This is a genomic window from Citrobacter sp. RHB36-C18 (assembly GCF_013814485.1).
Classification (GTDB): domain Bacteria; phylum Pseudomonadota; class Gammaproteobacteria; order Enterobacterales; family Enterobacteriaceae; genus Citrobacter; species Citrobacter braakii.
Genome location: NZ_CP057125.1, coordinates 2,649,940 through 2,666,296 on the forward strand (window position 1 = coordinate 2,649,940; position 16,357 = coordinate 2,666,296).

16 protein-coding genes are annotated in these 16,357 nt (G+C 52.0%); 3 read left to right on the plus strand and 13 right to left on the minus strand.

The window, feature by feature from the left end; translation table 11 throughout:
* Positions 1-4 precede the first annotated feature (4 nt).
* From HVZ52_RS12635 to osmE, 6 genes are all read right to left on the minus strand, one after another.
* Entirely contained in the window at positions 5-1,360 is a 1,356-nt protein-coding gene (locus HVZ52_RS12635; RefSeq protein WP_016152854.1) for a 6-phospho-beta-glucosidase, read from the minus strand.
* 124 nt (positions 1,361-1,484) lie between these two features.
* Positions 1,485-2,327 (minus strand): transcriptional regulator ChbR, encoded by an 843-nt coding sequence (gene chbR / locus HVZ52_RS12640; protein ID WP_085951046.1) that lies wholly within the window; start codon positions 2,325-2,327, stop codon positions 1,485-1,487.
* Between the two features lie 10 nt (positions 2,328-2,337).
* Complete coding sequence (chbA, locus tag HVZ52_RS12645) at positions 2,338-2,685, minus strand: PTS N,N'-diacetylchitobiose transporter subunit IIA (protein WP_003030618.1); 348 nt, start codon at positions 2,683-2,685, stop codon at positions 2,338-2,340.
* Positions 2,686-2,739: 54 nt separating this feature from the next.
* Positions 2,740-4,098 carry a PTS N,N'-diacetylchitobiose transporter subunit IIC gene (gene chbC / locus HVZ52_RS12650; RefSeq protein ID WP_003030619.1) on the minus strand — a complete coding sequence of 453 codons (1,359 nt, stop codon included), beginning with the start codon at positions 4,096-4,098 and terminating at the stop codon, positions 2,740-2,742.
* An 87-nt stretch (positions 4,099-4,185) separates the two neighbouring features.
* Entirely contained in the window at positions 4,186-4,506 is a 321-nt protein-coding gene (gene chbB, locus HVZ52_RS12655) for a PTS N,N'-diacetylchitobiose transporter subunit IIB (RefSeq protein ID WP_003832547.1), read from the minus strand.
* A 297-nt stretch (positions 4,507-4,803) separates the two neighbouring features.
* On the minus strand, positions 4,804-5,145 hold the full coding sequence (gene osmE / locus HVZ52_RS12660; RefSeq protein WP_003030621.1) for an osmotically-inducible lipoprotein OsmE: 342 nt from the start codon (positions 5,143-5,145) through the stop codon (positions 4,804-4,806).
* Between the two features lie 210 nt (positions 5,146-5,355).
* On the opposite strand from osmE, the gene nadE reads away from it, so the two are divergent.
* Positions 5,356-6,186: an ammonia-dependent NAD(+) synthetase gene (gene nadE / locus HVZ52_RS12665; RefSeq protein ID WP_103766219.1), complete on the plus strand. Its 831-nt coding sequence runs from the start codon at positions 5,356-5,358 to the stop codon at positions 6,184-6,186.
* 133 nt (positions 6,187-6,319) lie between these two features.
* Positions 6,320-7,207 carry an excinuclease Cho gene (cho, locus tag HVZ52_RS12670; RefSeq protein ID WP_047417878.1) on the plus strand — a complete coding sequence of 296 codons (888 nt, stop codon included), beginning with the start codon at positions 6,320-6,322 and terminating at the stop codon, positions 7,205-7,207.
* On the opposite strand, the gene ves is transcribed toward cho, so the two are convergent.
* The 7 genes from ves to HVZ52_RS12705 all read right to left on the minus strand — a co-directional run bounded on the left by ves (position 7,167) and on the right by HVZ52_RS12705 (position 14,953).
* A complete protein-coding gene (ves, locus tag HVZ52_RS12675; RefSeq protein ID WP_046275875.1) occupies positions 7,167-7,742 on the minus strand; it encodes an environmental stress-induced protein Ves in 576 nt (191 codons plus the stop codon). The two genes, cho and ves, sit on opposite strands and share 41 nt — an antisense overlap.
* Positions 7,743-8,093: 351 nt before the next feature.
* A complete protein-coding gene (spy, locus tag HVZ52_RS12680; protein WP_003030629.1) occupies positions 8,094-8,579 on the minus strand; it encodes an ATP-independent periplasmic protein-refolding chaperone Spy in 486 nt (161 codons plus the stop codon).
* Between the two features lie 349 nt (positions 8,580-8,928).
* A complete protein-coding gene (gene astE / locus HVZ52_RS12685) occupies positions 8,929-9,894 on the minus strand; it encodes a succinylglutamate desuccinylase (RefSeq protein WP_181598304.1) in 966 nt (321 codons plus the stop codon).
* Positions 9,887-11,230: an N-succinylarginine dihydrolase gene (astB, locus tag HVZ52_RS12690; protein WP_131379188.1), complete on the minus strand. Its 1,344-nt coding sequence runs from the start codon at positions 11,228-11,230 to the stop codon at positions 9,887-9,889. Before astB ends, astE begins: the two co-directional genes overlap by 8 nt.
* Entirely contained in the window at positions 11,227-12,705 is a 1,479-nt protein-coding gene (astD, locus tag HVZ52_RS12695) for a succinylglutamate-semialdehyde dehydrogenase (protein ID WP_181598305.1), read from the minus strand. The genes astB and astD overlap by 4 nt, the downstream gene beginning before the upstream one ends.
* Positions 12,702-13,736, minus strand: coding sequence for an arginine N-succinyltransferase (gene astA / locus HVZ52_RS12700; protein ID WP_181598306.1), 1,035 nt, complete (start codon positions 13,734-13,736; stop codon positions 12,702-12,704). Before astA ends, astD begins: the two co-directional genes overlap by 4 nt.
* Complete coding sequence (locus HVZ52_RS12705) at positions 13,733-14,953, minus strand: aspartate aminotransferase family protein (RefSeq protein ID WP_016156324.1); 1,221 nt, start codon at positions 14,951-14,953, stop codon at positions 13,733-13,735. Before HVZ52_RS12705 ends, astA begins: the two co-directional genes overlap by 4 nt.
* 444 nt (positions 14,954-15,397) lie before the next feature.
* On the opposite strand from HVZ52_RS12705, the gene xthA reads away from it, so the two are divergent.
* A complete protein-coding gene (gene xthA / locus HVZ52_RS12710; RefSeq protein ID WP_016156323.1) occupies positions 15,398-16,204 on the plus strand; it encodes an exodeoxyribonuclease III in 807 nt (268 codons plus the stop codon).
* Positions 16,205-16,357: the final 153 nt, after the last annotated feature.

A 16,357-nucleotide genomic window follows, 5' to 3' on the forward strand; every position in this document is an offset into this window, starting at 1 on the left:
TCAGTTAGTGTTGTTCGCTTTTGAGTTTCTCGATACACCCGGCGAAGTTTGGCAGCCATTTTTCATGCGCCAGAATCAGCTCACGCGCCAGAATCTCGGCATCGCTGTCAGAATGCACCAGCGGACTCAGGTTCAACGCCAGCAGCACATCATTCAGCTCACCGCTCAGTGCCGCATTGCTCGCCGCGACTTCAAAGCCTTTTATGGTATAGATAAGGCCCAGCACTTTCTCATCAAAATGGGTAATACGTGGGTGCGGCGTGGCGCCGTTGCGTCCCAGTGTACAGGTCATCTCAACCGCCCAGTCCGCCGGGATATTGTCAACATGCCCATGGTGCGGAACGTTGACATAGTGCTCGGTCTGTTTGTCGTTGTAGATGGCGTTGATCACTTCACAGGCCGCATCGGAGTAATAGGCTCCACCACGCTGTTCCAGCTCTTTCGGTTTCACGTTCAAATCCGGGTTTTTGTACAGATCAAACAGTTGTTTCTCCACTTTCTGTACCACCTGAGCGCGAGCGCCGCCCTTATAGTATTCACCCATTTCAATCGCCAGCATCTCTTTTGGCTTGAAGTAATAGAGCAAATATGAGCACGGCAGCAGCTTCAGCGAGCGAATCAACCCTTCACTGAACGGCAGATCGAAGATGTTCTTCACGGTGGAGGCTTTCAGTTGACCTGAAGCCACGCCATCCAACAGTTCATCAAAGCGTGATTTACCATTCACCAGCACGTCTTTAATGAAGACCATATGGTTCAGACCGAACAGATCGATGGATAAGTCATCGCTCTCTTTCAGCGCCAGCACATCGCTAATGAACATTTTCATGCCGACAGGAATATTACATACACCGATGAATTTCTTAAAATTCGTATGGCGATAGACCGCTTCCGTCACCATCCCGGCCGGGTTAGTAAAGTTAATCACCCACGCATTCGGGCACAGTTCTTCCACATCTTTGACAATATCAAAGATAACCGGAATAGTACGCAGACCTTTGAACAGCCCACCAGCGCCGTTGGTTTCCTGCCCCAAATACCCGTGGCTCAGCGGAATGCGTTCATCCTTTTCGCGGGCTTTCAGTTGCCCTACGCGCAGCTGGGTAGTAACGAAATCAGCATCTTTCAGCGCTTCACGACGGTCCAGCGTTTTAAACAACTTCATCGGCACGCCAGCTTTATCGATCATGCGCTGGCAAAGGTCAAAAATAATGTCCAGCTTCTCTTTTCCATCGTCGACATCAACCAGCCACAATTCAGAAACCGGTAATTCATGATAGCGCTTAATAAAGCCTTCAAGTAACTCAGGGGTGTAGCTGCTCCCGCCACCGATAGTGACGACTTTTAATTTCTGGCTCATACTTTCTCCCTTCAGTGTCAAAACACTGACGTGTATTATGCTCAACCCGTTTGTCAGGTATAGCGTGGCTGTCCCGACGCTATTTTGGGCAAGCTATAAAAAATGGGTTATTGGCTAATAATATCTACTGATTAAATTCAGTTAATTTCTTACGATAGCTATTAGGTGTAAATGACGTCAGCTTTTTAAACGTTTTAATAAACAGACTTGGACTACTGTAGCCAGACTCGTAAGCAATATCCGTTACAGAATAGTTAGTCATTTCCAGCTGTTTTTTAGCAAAGTTAATGCGGATTTCATTAATGATCTGCATCGGCGTTTTGCTGTAATAACGCTGGGTTGCGCGGGTCAGATACTCCTGGGATTTCGCGGACAGGTGTACCATGTTTTCCAGCGCATTCTCGCTAAACTGCCGTTTGTCATGCATGGTCTCCACGGTGGTTTTAAGCCACTGCGGAATATCATCCAGCACCTGCTCTTCGCGATGATGGCGCAACCGGTTAATAATATAGAAGGTGACCACTTCTACAAATTCATCCAGTCCGCTCTCGCGAAAGTTTAGTGATGCAATAACCGTTTCAATGTAAGTGAGAAACGAATTATTCGCCCGATAGACCTGCGATGCAACGAAACAAAATGGCAGCAGCGGGTGGTAGTGCTGTTCAAAAAAGCGTTTACTGATACCGACGTTCAGGATCCTTGTCGCCCCAAAATCATAAAAACTCTGGTGGTGCGATCCCAATGGAATAAAAACAAAGTCCCCGCGTTCGAGCAATACGCGTTTACCGTTGATTTCCTGATAATAGCGCCCGGTTAAAACCAGGGTAAATTCGTAGTAGTCATGCTGATGCAGCCCGCTGATGCTCTCAGTTTTGTTATAGATGAACACATGGAAATTTTTGCCATTAAACAGCTGCTGTTCATAGACGGTTTTGATTTCCGGTGCGTTAATCTGTAGCTGCATTATGCACTCCTCGCTATTTCAGCTTTTCGTGAAGCTCAATCAGTTCAGTCACCAGCTCACGCGCCAGCATTGATGTCATCAGGTGGTCCTGAGCATGAACCAGCACCAGGCTAACTTTCATTTTACCTTCGCCCTGATCGCCTTCAATCAGTTTCGTTTGCACGAGGTGCGCTTCGTTCAGCGCCAGACGGGACTGGTCCATCATAGCCTTAGCTGACTCGAAATCGCCTTGCTTGGCCATTTTGAGCGCGCCGTACGCCAGGCTACGCGCCTGACCGGAGTTGATGATGAGACCCATCACCACTTCTTCGAGTTCTTCTGCTTCTGACTGCGTGTCGACTATGTTTTCGATATCCAACATACTTTTTTCCTCTGGTTCAGTCCGGCATGACCGTGAAGCCATGCCGGATTAAATTTAGAATTTCAATGCGTTAGCGATATCTTCTTCGCTTTCTTCTTGATCAATAACGTTCTGCGCTTTGTTGGCTACCACCACGAACGGCAGGTAAACCAGCGTGGCGATACCGAGGTTGAACAGCGCGACCAGCAGAGCAGCGACGCTACCGTTGGTGTTAAAGAACGCGCCCAAACCGGTTGGCATGGTCCACGGTGCGATGTTGGTAATCGGTGGAATAATGCCGGAGTAATAAGCTGCCAGCGTAATCGCCGCCAGAATCGGCTGCACCAGAATGAACGGGATAAACATCACCGGGTTCATGATGATCGGCAGACCGAACAGGATAGGTTCGTTAATCTGGAACAGGCCTGACGGCAGTGCCAGTTTAGCAACCTGACGATAATCCGGACGACGCGATGCCAGGAAGATAGCGATAATCAGACCCAGCGTAGCCCCGCTACCCCCGAGGAAAATATAGGAGTCGAGCATCGGTTTCGCCCAGACGTGGAAGGTCTTTCCGGCTTCCAGCGCGGCGTCTACGGAACCAAACTGTTGGTAAATGGAGATGTTTTCCAGCGCCCATGGCGTCATGATACCGCTGTCCAGCGCGGTCAGCGCCAGTGAACCGTGAATACCGAAGAACCACAGCAGCGGAACAAAAATCACGTAGGCCCAACCCACCACGCTGCCCAGCGATGCCAGCGGAGTTGAAATGGAATCCATGATGATCTGGTGGAAGTTCGTACCCCAGGTGTTCAATGCCCAGGCGATGATCCCCATAATGGAGAGGATAAGGAAGCCAGGAATCAGCGCAGAGAAAGAGCGCGACACGGATGTCGGTACGCTATCAGGTAATTTAATTACCCAATTGCGACGGACCACAAAGGTGAACATTTCCGCGACCGCGAGGCCGATAATAATACCGGAAATAATATTGGCACCGCCGAGCCAGTTCGCGCCAACGGCATAGGCTTCACCCACGCTATATGGCGTTACGGTCATAAACGCGGCGACGGATAACAGCCCGGCAGCCAGTGAGTCGACTTTGCGTTCTTCTGCCAGCGCCATACCGATAAAGAACGGCGCCATCAATGACATGATACCCAGCGTACCGTTATAGACGTTTCCACCAATGCCTTTCAGACTATTCAGCGTTTCAATAGTTGAAGCATCAAGTCGAATGCCCATTGAATAAAAAAACGACCCCTCCCCAAAGCTCAGGAAAACGTTATTGATTAATACAAACATGGCCCCTGCGAGGGTTAACGGCATTAAACGAATAAAACCGTTTTTGATTGCATTAACGTGTGGCTGCTTTCCAATTTTTACAGCAAAAGGAAGGAGTACCTTTTCAAGTGAAGCAATAGCGTTACTCATAGAAAAATACCCTTAAATACCGCAATTAATAATTGCGGTGAATGTTAATGAAATAACTCTTTGACGGGAAAAATTAAAATAAAATAATTAATTTGCTGCGGCTTTTTTAATTGCTGCAACCGCAGCCTTAAGCACGCCTAAACCATCGACTTTGCCATACAGCAGCGAGTCAATCACTTCCACAGGCTTGTTGGGTAACAAACGCTGAATTTCGGGCAACATATAAGCAATTTGTGGACCTAATAATACAACATCGGCCACTGGACCTTTTTCTCCGGCCAGCGTTTCAGGAAACGCTTCAATAATAACCGGTACTTCGTATTTTTCGGCCTGAGCACGCATCTTCGAAACCAACAATGAAGTCGACATGCCCGCAGAACAAAACAGATAAATGTGTTTCTTTTCCATTAAAACGATCCTCATGTGCGATTATCTGTCACCAGACACTCCGCAAGCCCTAACCTGCATCCATGCTCTGGGTAACTTGCGTCAGCTAAATTACTTTTTTAGGTGGCTGAAATGAGTATACGGGATTGCACCGGCGGATGGTATTTCCTTGACCAACTAAATTGTCTCTCCTTGACCTGGCGTTATGACCACCCTCACACTTCAGGCAAATAATTCGCGTCAATAATTAAGATCGTGTGACATAAAAAAACCGGCGCAGTGGCCGGTTTTCCCGAGTGCTCAGGCAATAAACAGTTGTTACTTCTTCGCTGCCTGCGGGTCGGTGTCGTACTCTGCGCAGGTCTGGTAGCCAGAGTTAATCACGTGTCCGGTGTCATCTAAAGCAACAAAATAGGTCTCAGCTTTACCATCTCGTTGACCCAGGATGTAGGTCTGACACGTCCCACGCGCATGGATCATACTGACTTCGGAAGACGGTTTACCGGCAATCTGCGCTACCTGCGCCCGGCTCATCCCTTTCTTCACATCTTTCACCACGGGCTGAACAAATTGGTCTTTCGTACGATCGTAGGCCGTACACCCTGCCAGCATAGTCAAAACAGCCGCTGCGCTCAGAATTCCTGTTAGATTCTTGTTCATATTCCGTCCTCTTGTATTTCAGCGTGTTATATAAGCCTGGAGCACAACAACGCATTTTTCAAGCAATCAGAGGATACTTAGGTGGTTTCGGAAAATTCTATTAAAACAAAATGATGCTATATCAGGCTCGCATCCCTTGTCGTTTGGGCCTCAACGCGTTAGCTTTAACACATCATTTTTTTGATCATTTTATTTTTCGGAGGGGGTTAAATGACTCTGCAGCAAGAGATAATCCAGGCGCTTGGCGCAAAACCGCACATCGATGCAGAAGAAGAAATTCGCCGCAGCGTGGATTTCCTGAAATCGTATCTGCAGACCTACCCCTTTCTGAAATCGTTGGTGTTGGGAATTAGCGGCGGACAGGACTCAACGCTCGCGGGAAAACTGTGCCAGATGGCGATCACCGAGCTGCGAAAAGAAACGGGTAATGACGCACTGCAGTTTATTGCCGTACGCCTACCGTATGGCGTTCAGGCCGATGAGCAGGACTGCCAGGATGCCATCGCCTTTATTCAACCGGACCGCGTACTGACCGTCAATATTAAGGGCGCGGTGCTGGCCAGCGAGCAGGCCCTGCGTGAAGCGGGTATTGAACTGAGCGATTTTGTGCGTGGCAATGAAAAAGCCCGTGAACGTATGAAGGCACAATACAGTATCGCCGGCATGACCAGCGGGGTTGTCGTGGGTACCGATCATGCTGCAGAAGCCATCACCGGATTTTTCACTAAGTACGGTGATGGCGGTACCGACATTAACCCACTATTTCGTCTGAACAAGCGCCAGGGCAAACAACTGCTCGCCGCGCTGGGGTGCCCGGAGCACTTATATAAGAAAGCACCAACTGCCGACCTCGAGGACGATCGCCCTTCTCTGCCGGATGAAGCCGCACTCGGCGTCACTTACGACAATATCGACGACTATCTGGAAGGAAAAACGCTGGATCCCGACGTCGCGAAAAAAATTGAAGGCTGGTACGTGAAAACTGAGCATAAACGTCGCACCCCGATCACCGTGTTTGATGATTTCTGGAAAAAAGCGTAATCCTTTTCCCTTCAAAATGCCGGGTAGCGCCAGGATTGGCACTATCTGGCATTAGCCTGCTGAATCTCATGCCGCTTTTTTAATCGCCCTCAAACTGCTACACTGGATGAATAACCAGCATCTGGAGTCAACAGTGGTACAGCGTCAATCAGCCCCTCGTCTGACATTTGAGGCAGCGGCAATCTATGAATATCCCGAGCACCTGCGCCCGTTTTTGAGTGCGCTTCCCACCGCGCCAGGCGTCTATCTGTTTCACAGTGATAGCGACACCATGCCGCTTTATATTGGTAAAAGTGTCAATATTCGCAGCCGTGTGCTGGCGCATCTGCGTACCGCAGACGAAGCGAGTATGCTGCGTCAGGCCAGGCGCATTAGCTGGATTTGTACGGCCGGAGAAATTGGCGCCCTGCTGCTGGAAGCGCGGCTTATCAAAGAACAGCAGCCCCTGTTTAACAAACGGCTGCGACGCAATCGCCAGTTGTGTGCCTTGCAGCTTACCGACCGAACGGTTCAGGTGGTTTACGCACGAGATATTGATTTCTCCCACGCCCCCAATCTGTTTGGCCTGTTTGCCAACCGCCGCGCAGCGCTACAGACGCTGCAAAGCCTCGCCGATGAACAACAGCTGTGCTACGGCCTGTTGGGGCTGGAACCCCTCAGCCACGGGCGCGCCTGTTTTCGCTCCGCGCTTAAACGCTGCGCCGGAGCCTGCTGTGGGAAAGAAAGCCCTGAAGCACATCATTTGCGTCTGGTAGAAGCCCTGGAAAGAGTGCGCGTAATCTGCTGGCCGTGGAGCAATGCCATTGCGCTGCAGGAAACCCGCGCTGAAATGACGCAGTACCATATCATCAATAACTGGCTGTGGCTGGGAGCCGTTTCAACGCTGGATGAGGCAGCTACACTCGCGCGAATGCCGGCCGGCTTTGATCAAGATGGCTACAAAATTCTCTGCCGGCCAATTCTGTCTGGTCAATATGACATTATTGAACTGAGTCCGGAGAATGCCCCGGCATCCAGTTAATCTCGCTGAACAGCAGCTTCCCCTCGCGCTCCAGCAGTCGTAACGTGTGTTTACCGTCGTGCCAGCTTGCGCCCTGATCGACGGTCAACAGCTTATCACCCAGTTGCCAGGCTCCACTGATAACAAACACCACGCCGCCGCGCGAACCAAAGGTCGTAAAGGTGCGATCGGCAACTCTGACTTTTGCCTGGCAGACATCCCGTCGGGTCATGATATTAAAATCCATCGACATCTGCCCTTCCGTCAGCTTCGCTTTTACCACCTTGTCACCGGCAAAGGTAAAAGGCTGATGCTGTTTCAGGGTATGCGTGAAAGTGTTCGACTCTTCCAGCGTCACTTCTCCGCCTTCCAGCAGAGTAATCACGCGTTCTACGCCGGGAAAAAGAGAAAACTCTCCATTCGCTGCGATGGAGGCGATACTCGCCCGCCAGTGAAAATCTCGTGTTGCTGGCGGAAAACAGCAAATCTCACGCGTTTCTCCCGCACCATTTCGCCACAGATTGACCGGCATTTTGCGGATATCAAAGTATTCCATCATCCCTCCAGAAAGGCGCAGCACGGCAGCCCACCGTAAACAGGCAGCCATAAATCATCATTGTTATGTTCACCCTGCAGATTATTGTTATCGGCAGCAGAGTTGATTTGCCTTAGCGATGAACCCGGTGTTTTGCAAAAAAGAACAACGCGCCCTCCAGGTGGAATTTTCGCGGGCTTCAGGAGAATAACGTGTCACAAGCGCGGTGCAAGAGGCAGCAAAGAAAAAACCGCCGATCCTGCCCACCTCGTTAAACGTGTAGTGGACAAGAGCGGCGGTCTTGAGTTTGGTTTCACACTGTGCGGCAATCAGCACACACAGCGTGAATGATATAGTGTAGACGCTGAACGATTACTCAGCAGCTTGCGGCATTTTACCCTTCTGCGCGGCACGTTCTGTCAGACGCTTCTCAAAATTGGCATTAAACTGCTTTTTCTGTTCCGGGGTCAGAATGTTGTAAATCTTGTTCTGAGTTTCCATGTGCGCCAGCATGTTGGCTTTGCGCTGTTCTTCCATCTTCGCAATCTGCGCTTCCGCTTTCGCTTTATCGAAGCTATCGCTGGCAATGATGTCGTGCATTGCGCGGCGCTCTTCCAGCGGCGGACGTTTCATCTGATCACGCTGACCTTTCATGATCTCGCGAATCTGCTGTTTCTGCGCATCGGTCAGGTTCAGGTCTTTAAACATCATGTCATGATGCGGGGCAAACTTACCGTTGTGGTGCATCATTGGTTTGGCATCAGCTGGCGCAGCTGTTGTCGTGTCAGCGGCGTGGGCCAGGTTAGCAGCGCCCAGCGCCAGGGTAGAGGCAACAAACAGAGCAGTCAGTTTACGCATAATTTCTATCCTTTCTTTCAGTTATTTTTACGACACTCATGCGACTCTTATGCAATGTGATGTCGTGTTGACGAGATTAACTTTACCGGCTTAAGCGTCAATTAATCAGAGCAACGGTAAAACAATGAAAGTGTAAAAAACAAACTTTCATCAATTATGGAGAAAAAAAGAATAAATTGCGCAGAGTTGCAATAAAAAATTACAACAGGATGATTTTGAAGGGATTATGAAGAACTATACCTCATCCCTGATTATTAAGAAAGCAATTCACCAGGAATAATCCGTAATAAATAAAAACAGCACGTAAAAATAAGCCCTTAGGGATAAACCAAAAGGGCATATATATTTGTCACAATTTTTCGAGCATCAATCCGGCACGTAAACCACAGGCCACGTTTGGATTTGGAAAAAGAACGTATTCAACATCATGGGTGACGGTAAAACGTTCATCACCGTCCTGCGCCAGCAAGGTGCCCTCTGTAAAAGGGGTAAAGTTGAGCGTCTGGTTATCCATGTGAAGAATGAAATCGTCGCTACGCCGCGTGATTTGCGACACCACGCGGTAACGCAGCGGAGATGTTTCTCCCGGTGACATTCGCTCGCCCTTTAGCAGCTTCGCCAGCGCATCTGCCGTCTGCGCAAACTGAGTCAGATCGTTTTGTCCAAACGGCAGCGCTTTACCCAGTTCCAGCGTGCAGGCCAGCGCGCCAAAATGTTCAGCGCTAAAATGGGTGAACGTGCCGCCAGGTGTCTGATGGAAAACCAGCGCCTCCAGCCCTGCCTCTCCCAGCCATCCCAAAAAATCTTCGTCCCAGGCAACGTTGCGTTGTGGCAACACGCCAAAGCGCAGATGCTGCGAACCCCGAATTGCGGTGTGCAGATCCAGATGCCAGCGGACTGACTCTTTCGCCCGCGAATAAAAATCCTCCAGACACAGCTCAAGCTGATGGGCTCGGTGCGTTTCTTCACTCGCGGCAAAAATCTGCCAACGGCCGCCAAACATACGGTTCAGATCGCTATGACAATAACGTTGTCCCGCCGCCAACGCCTGCGGGTTCCCCAGAATCACCAGCAGCCGCCATGTCAGCGTTAGTTCACCGCTAAACAGCCTGGAGAGAATTGAATCAAGTATCTCTACCGGGGCCGTTTCATTACCGTGGATCCCCGCAGACAGCACCAGCGAATATTCCGCCGGAGTGTCCGGCGTCAGCTCCAGAATTCCGTGACCAATCCACTGCCAGGAAAAGCCGCGAGCTGTGCCCTCGGTTGTCTCGGGGGTTATCCCTGCCAGCGTCAGGGCCAGAAAATTATCCATGGCTGGTCCTCTCCTGCTGGAAGGGATACACAGAGCCGAGGTTGAGCAATTGCGTCAACGTATCCAGCGCTTCACGCCCCTCACGTAACAACTGCGGGTCGGCAAGGTCGGCGGCGGTAAGACGATCGCGATAGTAACGGTCGACCCAATTATTCAGCGTGTTAAACAGCGTATCGTTCATGATAACCGCCGGATTTACGGCCTGCAGCTCCTGTGGCGTAAGCACCACTCTCAGGCGCAGACATGCCGGACCGCCGCCGTTGGACATACTTTCACGCAGATCGAATACCTGCAGGTCATCGATCGGATTGTCTTCCTCGAGCAGACGGTTCAAATACCGCCACACGCCCGCATGCTCCCGACACTCCTGCGGCAGGACCAGCAGCATCGAACCGTCATCACGGCTCAGTAACTGGCTGTTAAACAGATAGGTAGTCACCGCATCCTGCACCGACACTTCCGCAGCCGGGACTTCCAGCGGGGTAAAACCTGCCACCTGACTGCGTAACTGATCGAACAACGCCTGCTGTCTGACAAACGCCAGCTGATGACAAAACAGTACCTGGCGATTCGACACCGCAATCACATCGTTATGAAACACGCCAAGATCGATAACGTCCGGGTTTTGTTGGGCAAAAATGCGCTGATGCGGGTTAACCTGATTCAGTCGGGCGACCGCCTCGCTGGCCTCACGGGATTGCCTCGCCGGATAGCGCTTCGGATGGGACGCATTCCCTTCTTCACGACCGTAAACAAACAGCTGTACGCCAGGGTCGCCGTAATCCCCGCCGAGGCGGTTATGGTTTGCCGCACCTTCATCACCGAATAGCGCAACCTGGGGTAACGCACCGTGGACCGTAAAACTATTCTCATCACGGAAAATCGCCCGTAACAACGCTTCGGTGGTCGGCGCTTCCAGCGAACGGTGAAACTTATTATTCAGATTCGCCACCGTCAGATGCACTTTCCCGTCCAGCGCATCGGCTGAAGGGCAGACCGTTGCCGCATTCGCCACCCACATAGACGATGCGGAGCTGGCGCTGGAGAGCCAGTGAGGCGCCTGACGCGCCACGTTCTCCAGTATCTGTTCGTCGCGGCCGGTAAAGCCCAACTGACGCAGCACCGGAATATACGGCCGCTCATGAGGCGGGATCACCGCCTGGGGAAATCCCGCATCCGCCAGCGCTTTCATCTTTAGCAGACCCTGCTTCGCCGCCAGACGCGGGTTCGATACCTGAAAACGATGTTTGGTTGAGGCCTCATTACCAAATGACAGCCCCGCATAGTGGTGGGTCAGCCCCACCAGACCATCAAAATTTACCTCACGGGCTTTCATAGCTTATCCTCGCGAGAAAAATCCAGGCCGGGGCTAAGCGTCGTTGGCAGCGTTAAGGCCGGTGATTCCAGACTTGCCATCGGCCAGGCGCAATAATCTGCGGCATACCACGCGCTGGCGCGATGGTTCCCGGATGCGCCAACGCCGCCAAACGGCGCTGTACTCGCCGCGCCGGTTAACGGCTTATTCCAGTTGACGATCCCGGCCCGCGCCTCGAGCAGCAGTTGATCAAACTGGCTGCGATCGGGGGAAACCAACCCACACGACAATCCAAAGCGGGTGTTGTTCGCCATACGAATTGCGTCATCAAAGCTGTCATAACGCCAGACGCCAAGCAGCGGTCCAAAGACCTCTTCATCGGGTACGTTCGCCGCCCCGGTCAGTTCGATGATCCCTGGGGTGAGCAGTGACGTTCCGGCTTGCACCAGACGTGGCGCTAACAGCGTCCGGCCTCCTAACGACTCCAGACGCTGCCAGGCATCATAGACATGCCGCGCGGCCTGTTCGGAAATCAGCCCGCCAATAAATGGCTGCGGTTCTGCATCCCAGTTGCCGGGCATTAAACGCTGGCTGACGTCCACCAGGCGCCTCAGGAACGCATCCCCCTGCGCGCCTTTTTTAACTAACAGGCGACGGGCGCAGGTACAACGCTGTCCGGCGGTGACAAACGCGGACTGAATAGTCAGATGCACTGCGGCATCAATATCTTCCGGGTTCTCAATAATCAGCGGGTTGTTGCCCCCCATCTCCAGAGCGAGGATTTTTTCCGGCTGGCCGGATAGCTGTCGATGCAGTTGATAACCCGTATTGGCACTGCCGGTAAACAGCAGACCATCGAGATCGTCCTGCCCGCTCAGCGCCTGCCCCGTCTCGCGACCGCCCTGCACCAGGTTCAGCACGCCCGGCGGCAATCCCGCCTGCTCCCAGAGCTTTGTCACGGCTTCACCGGTCCACGGAGTCAGCTCGCTGGGTTTGAAAATCAATGTGTTGCCTGCCAGCAGTGCCGGAACAATATGACCATTGGGTAAATGGCCGGGGAAGTTATACGGGCCAAAAACCGCCAGCACGCCGTGCGGGCGATGGCGCAACGTCGCTGCGCCATCCGGTAATTCGCTGTGCTGCTCTCCGGTACGCGCATGCCAGGCTTTCACGGAGATGGCAATTTTATTGATCATCGCCGTCAGTTCTGTAGCGGCTTCCCAACGGGGTTTGCCGGTTTCCCGGGCGATAATCTGTGTGAGTTCGGCTTTATTGCTTTCCAGCAATGAGGCAAATTTTTCAACAATGGCCTGGCGTGCGCCAAAGGGCTGTTTAGCCCAACTGGCAAAGGCTGCGCGCGCGGCCCGGCACGCCTGCGCTACCTGGGCTGCATCGGCATCATTGCCCTGCCACAGTACATCACCGCTTACGGGATTGGTTTTCACCCGACGCTCGCCCAGCCCCGTCACCCAGTCGCCGTTTATCCATAATGTCATGCTGTTTTCTCCTCTGCACAAAGACGCACAAAACGTACATGGTCGCCCGCGTGACATTTCAGGGCATCCAGTTGCGCCGCCGTCAGTACCAGACGCTGAGTATCCGGGTCGGCACGAACCAACATGACGCGGAAGTTTTGATAATTTTCATTGGCAACCAGACAAGCAGGATAGTCGCCCGGCGCAGGCTGCCCTTCAGCCACCTCCACCAGCCTGCTCTTACGGATAGCCCGTACCCGGTCAATATCGCATTCCAGGGTCGGTCCGCCGTCGAAAATATCGACGTAGTTGCGATAGCGAAATCCTTCTTTCTCCAGCACCGCCCGCGCAGGAGCCGTTTGCGGATGCACCTGACCAATCACGCTTTGCGCTTCGTCAGACAGGAAATGGGTATAAATCGGATGCTTAGGCATCAGTTCAGCAATAAAGGCTTTTTGCCCGGTTCCGCAGAGAAAATCCGCCCGGCTGAACTCCATTGAGAAAAAACGTTTGCCGAGGCTTTGCCAAAACGGAGAGTAGCCGTGCTCATCGATCACGCCGCGCATCTCGGCCACGACCTTCTCATTGAATCGATCACGAAAGGCCGCCATAAACATAAAGCGCGACTTCGACAACAAATAGCCGTTGCCTTCTTTACGCCAGTCCGGATCGAGAAACAGAGAACAAAGTTCGCTACTGCCCGTGTGATCGTTACTCAGAAACAGCGTCGGCAGCGCGTTATACACGTTCAGCTCTTTCGAGGCGTGCACCAGAGTACCGACCCGGTAGTTGTACCAGGGATCGTTAAGCCCTACGGCCACCTCAATGGCGCAAATCCCTGCCACGGTTCCGCTGGCGCTGTCTTCAAGCACAAACACATATCCCTGCTCACTTTTGGGCAACTCACCGCGCCAGGTTTGTAGCGAACGTTCGATACGCGCCATCAGCGTAGCTTCATTCGCCGGTAGCGAGGTCAACCCGCCGCCGGTCTTACTGGCAAGCAGCATCAGCGCGGTGATATCAGCGCGTTCAATGGGACGAATCACCATCATGATGAACCTCCTGCTTTAATGCGTTCGCAGGCCAGCGCAAAGCGATCCAGTCCGGTGGCGATTTCTTCTTCGCTGACGTTTAACGCTGGCGCAAACCGCACCACATTAGCGCCAGCAATCAGCACCATCACTCCGGCAACCGCCGCTTCTTGCGAGATGAGTTTTGCTTTCCCGGCAAATTCCGCGTTCAGCACACAGCCAATCAGCAGTCCGAGTCCACGAATTTCACTAAACAGTCCAAAACGTTCGTTAATGGCGTTAATACGCTCCACAAACCAGTCGTGGCGCTGTTTCACTCCGTTAAGCACTTCCGACGTGTTAACAATTTCCAGCAGTTTTCCCGCCACCGCAGTGGCCAGCGGGTTTCCGCCGTAGGTTGTACCGTGCGTACCGACCGTCATCACACTGGCGCAACGCTCTGTCGCCAGCAGTGCGCCGATGGGGAAACCGCCGCCCAGCGCTTTCGCTGTCGTCAGCAGGTCCGGCGTAACGCCGTAGTGCATGTAGGCATACAGTTCGCCGGTACGACCAACTCCGGTCTGAACTTCATCAAAAATCAACAGCGCATTATGGCGATCGCATAATTCACGCAGCCCCTGCAAAAAGGCGTTTGTTGCCGGCACTACGCCGCCTTCCCCCTGCACCGGCTCCACAATAACCGCACAGGTGTTGTCATCAATCAGTTGGCTGGCAGAGTCGAGATCGTTATACACGGCATGGCGGATATCCGGCGGCAGCGGCGCGAAGTCCTGTGAATAGGCGGGCTGTCCTCCGGCACTGACGGTAAACAGCGTGCGACCATGGAAAGCATTTTTAAACGCCACAATGCCGCTCTTCTGGCTACCAAAACGATCGTGGGCATATTTACGTGCCAATTTTAATGCCGCTTCGTTAGCTTCTGCGCCAGAGTTACAGAAGAAAATACGCTCGGCAAAAGTGGCATCAATCAGCTTTTTCGCCAGGCGCAGCACCGGCTCGTTGGTGTAGCCATTTCCCGTATGCCAGAATTTGCTCGCCTGGTCGTTTAATGCCTCGCGCAATGCCGGATGTGCATGACCCAGCGCGTTAACCGCAATGCCTCCCGCGAAATCGATATACTCTTTACCCTGCTGATCCCACAGACGTGAACCTTCGCCACGCACCGGAATAAAAGGGGCCGGAGCGTATACGGGCATCATCCATTCATCAAAATTTTCACGCGTAATTGACAGAGACATAGCGACCTCAACGGTAAATAAAAGGTTATTTATATGTTAATAAATATAGTGTTTGCGGTGTAAATGTAGATTGCAGGCTTCGTGCCAGCCAGCGAAAAAAGTGCATAAACGGAGGGCGGTGACGGAATATCAACGAGTTACAACCTGACGATATTCACTGTATGTGCATATAAAGTGAATATGTTTGCGTACCAGATGACTAAACAGAGGAAAAAACGCAATTTTATTCAGTCGCCAAATATAATTCTGGAATTGTGATCGTATACGAAATTTATCGGAAATTATTGCTCTATTCCGACGCGCTACGCGCCAAAACGGTGCAGTTTTTGCTCCATCGTTAACACCATTAGCAATCATTGTTGGAATCAGGTGACAAGAAGCAGTCAGCCTGCAGAAATTCTGCTACCATCCTTGCACTATTCATCTTGCAAAGTGGCAGCGACTATGAAATTTGTCTCTTTTAATATCAACGGCCTGCGTGCCCGTCCCCATCAACTGGCAGCCATTGTCGAAAAACACCAACCGGATGTTATTGGCTTACAGGAGACAAAAGTCCACGACGATATGTTCCCTCTCGAAGAGGTAGCAAAGCTGGGTTATAACGTCTTTTATCACGGTCAGAAAGGCCACTACGGCGTAGCACTATTAACGAAAGAAACGCCGATTGCGGTGCGTCGTGGCTTCCCGGGTGATGGCGAAGAAGCGCAGCGTCGTATCATCATGGCGGAAATTCCGTCGCCTCTGGGCAGCATCACGGTGATCAACGGCTATTTCCCGCAGGGCGAAAGCCGTGACCATGAAACCAAGTTCCCGGCCAAAGCCGCGTTTTATCAGAACCTACAAAACTACCTGGAGACTGAACTGAAGCGCGACAATCCGGTATTGATCATGGGTGATATGAATATCAGCCCAACCGACCTCGATATCGGTATTGGCGAAGAGAACCGTAAACGCTGGCTGCGTACCGGCAAATGTTCCTTCCTGCCAGAAGAGCGCGAGTGGATGGAACGTCTGCTGGGCTGGGGCCTGGTAGATACCTACCGTCACGCCTGGCCTGAAAAGAACGACCAGTTCTCGTGGTTTGATTACCGCTCAAAAGGCTTTGATGATAACCGTGGCCTGCGTATCGATCTGCTGCTGGCGAGCAAACCGCTGGCGGAGCGCTGCGAAGAAACCGGCATCGACTATGAAATCCGCAGCATGGAAAAGCCGTCCGACCATGCGCCTGTATGGGCTAAATTCCGCGTCTGATCGTCTGCGTATTTTCACTCTCCGGGCCTTGCCTGGAGAGTCTGTTTATTCTGTGCAAAATCAATAAAGCCACGGTAATACATTGTTGCGGCCGGAAATTTATTATATCTTCGCGCGCACTTTTCGCTGACGAAAACGCTACATTGCATTCGG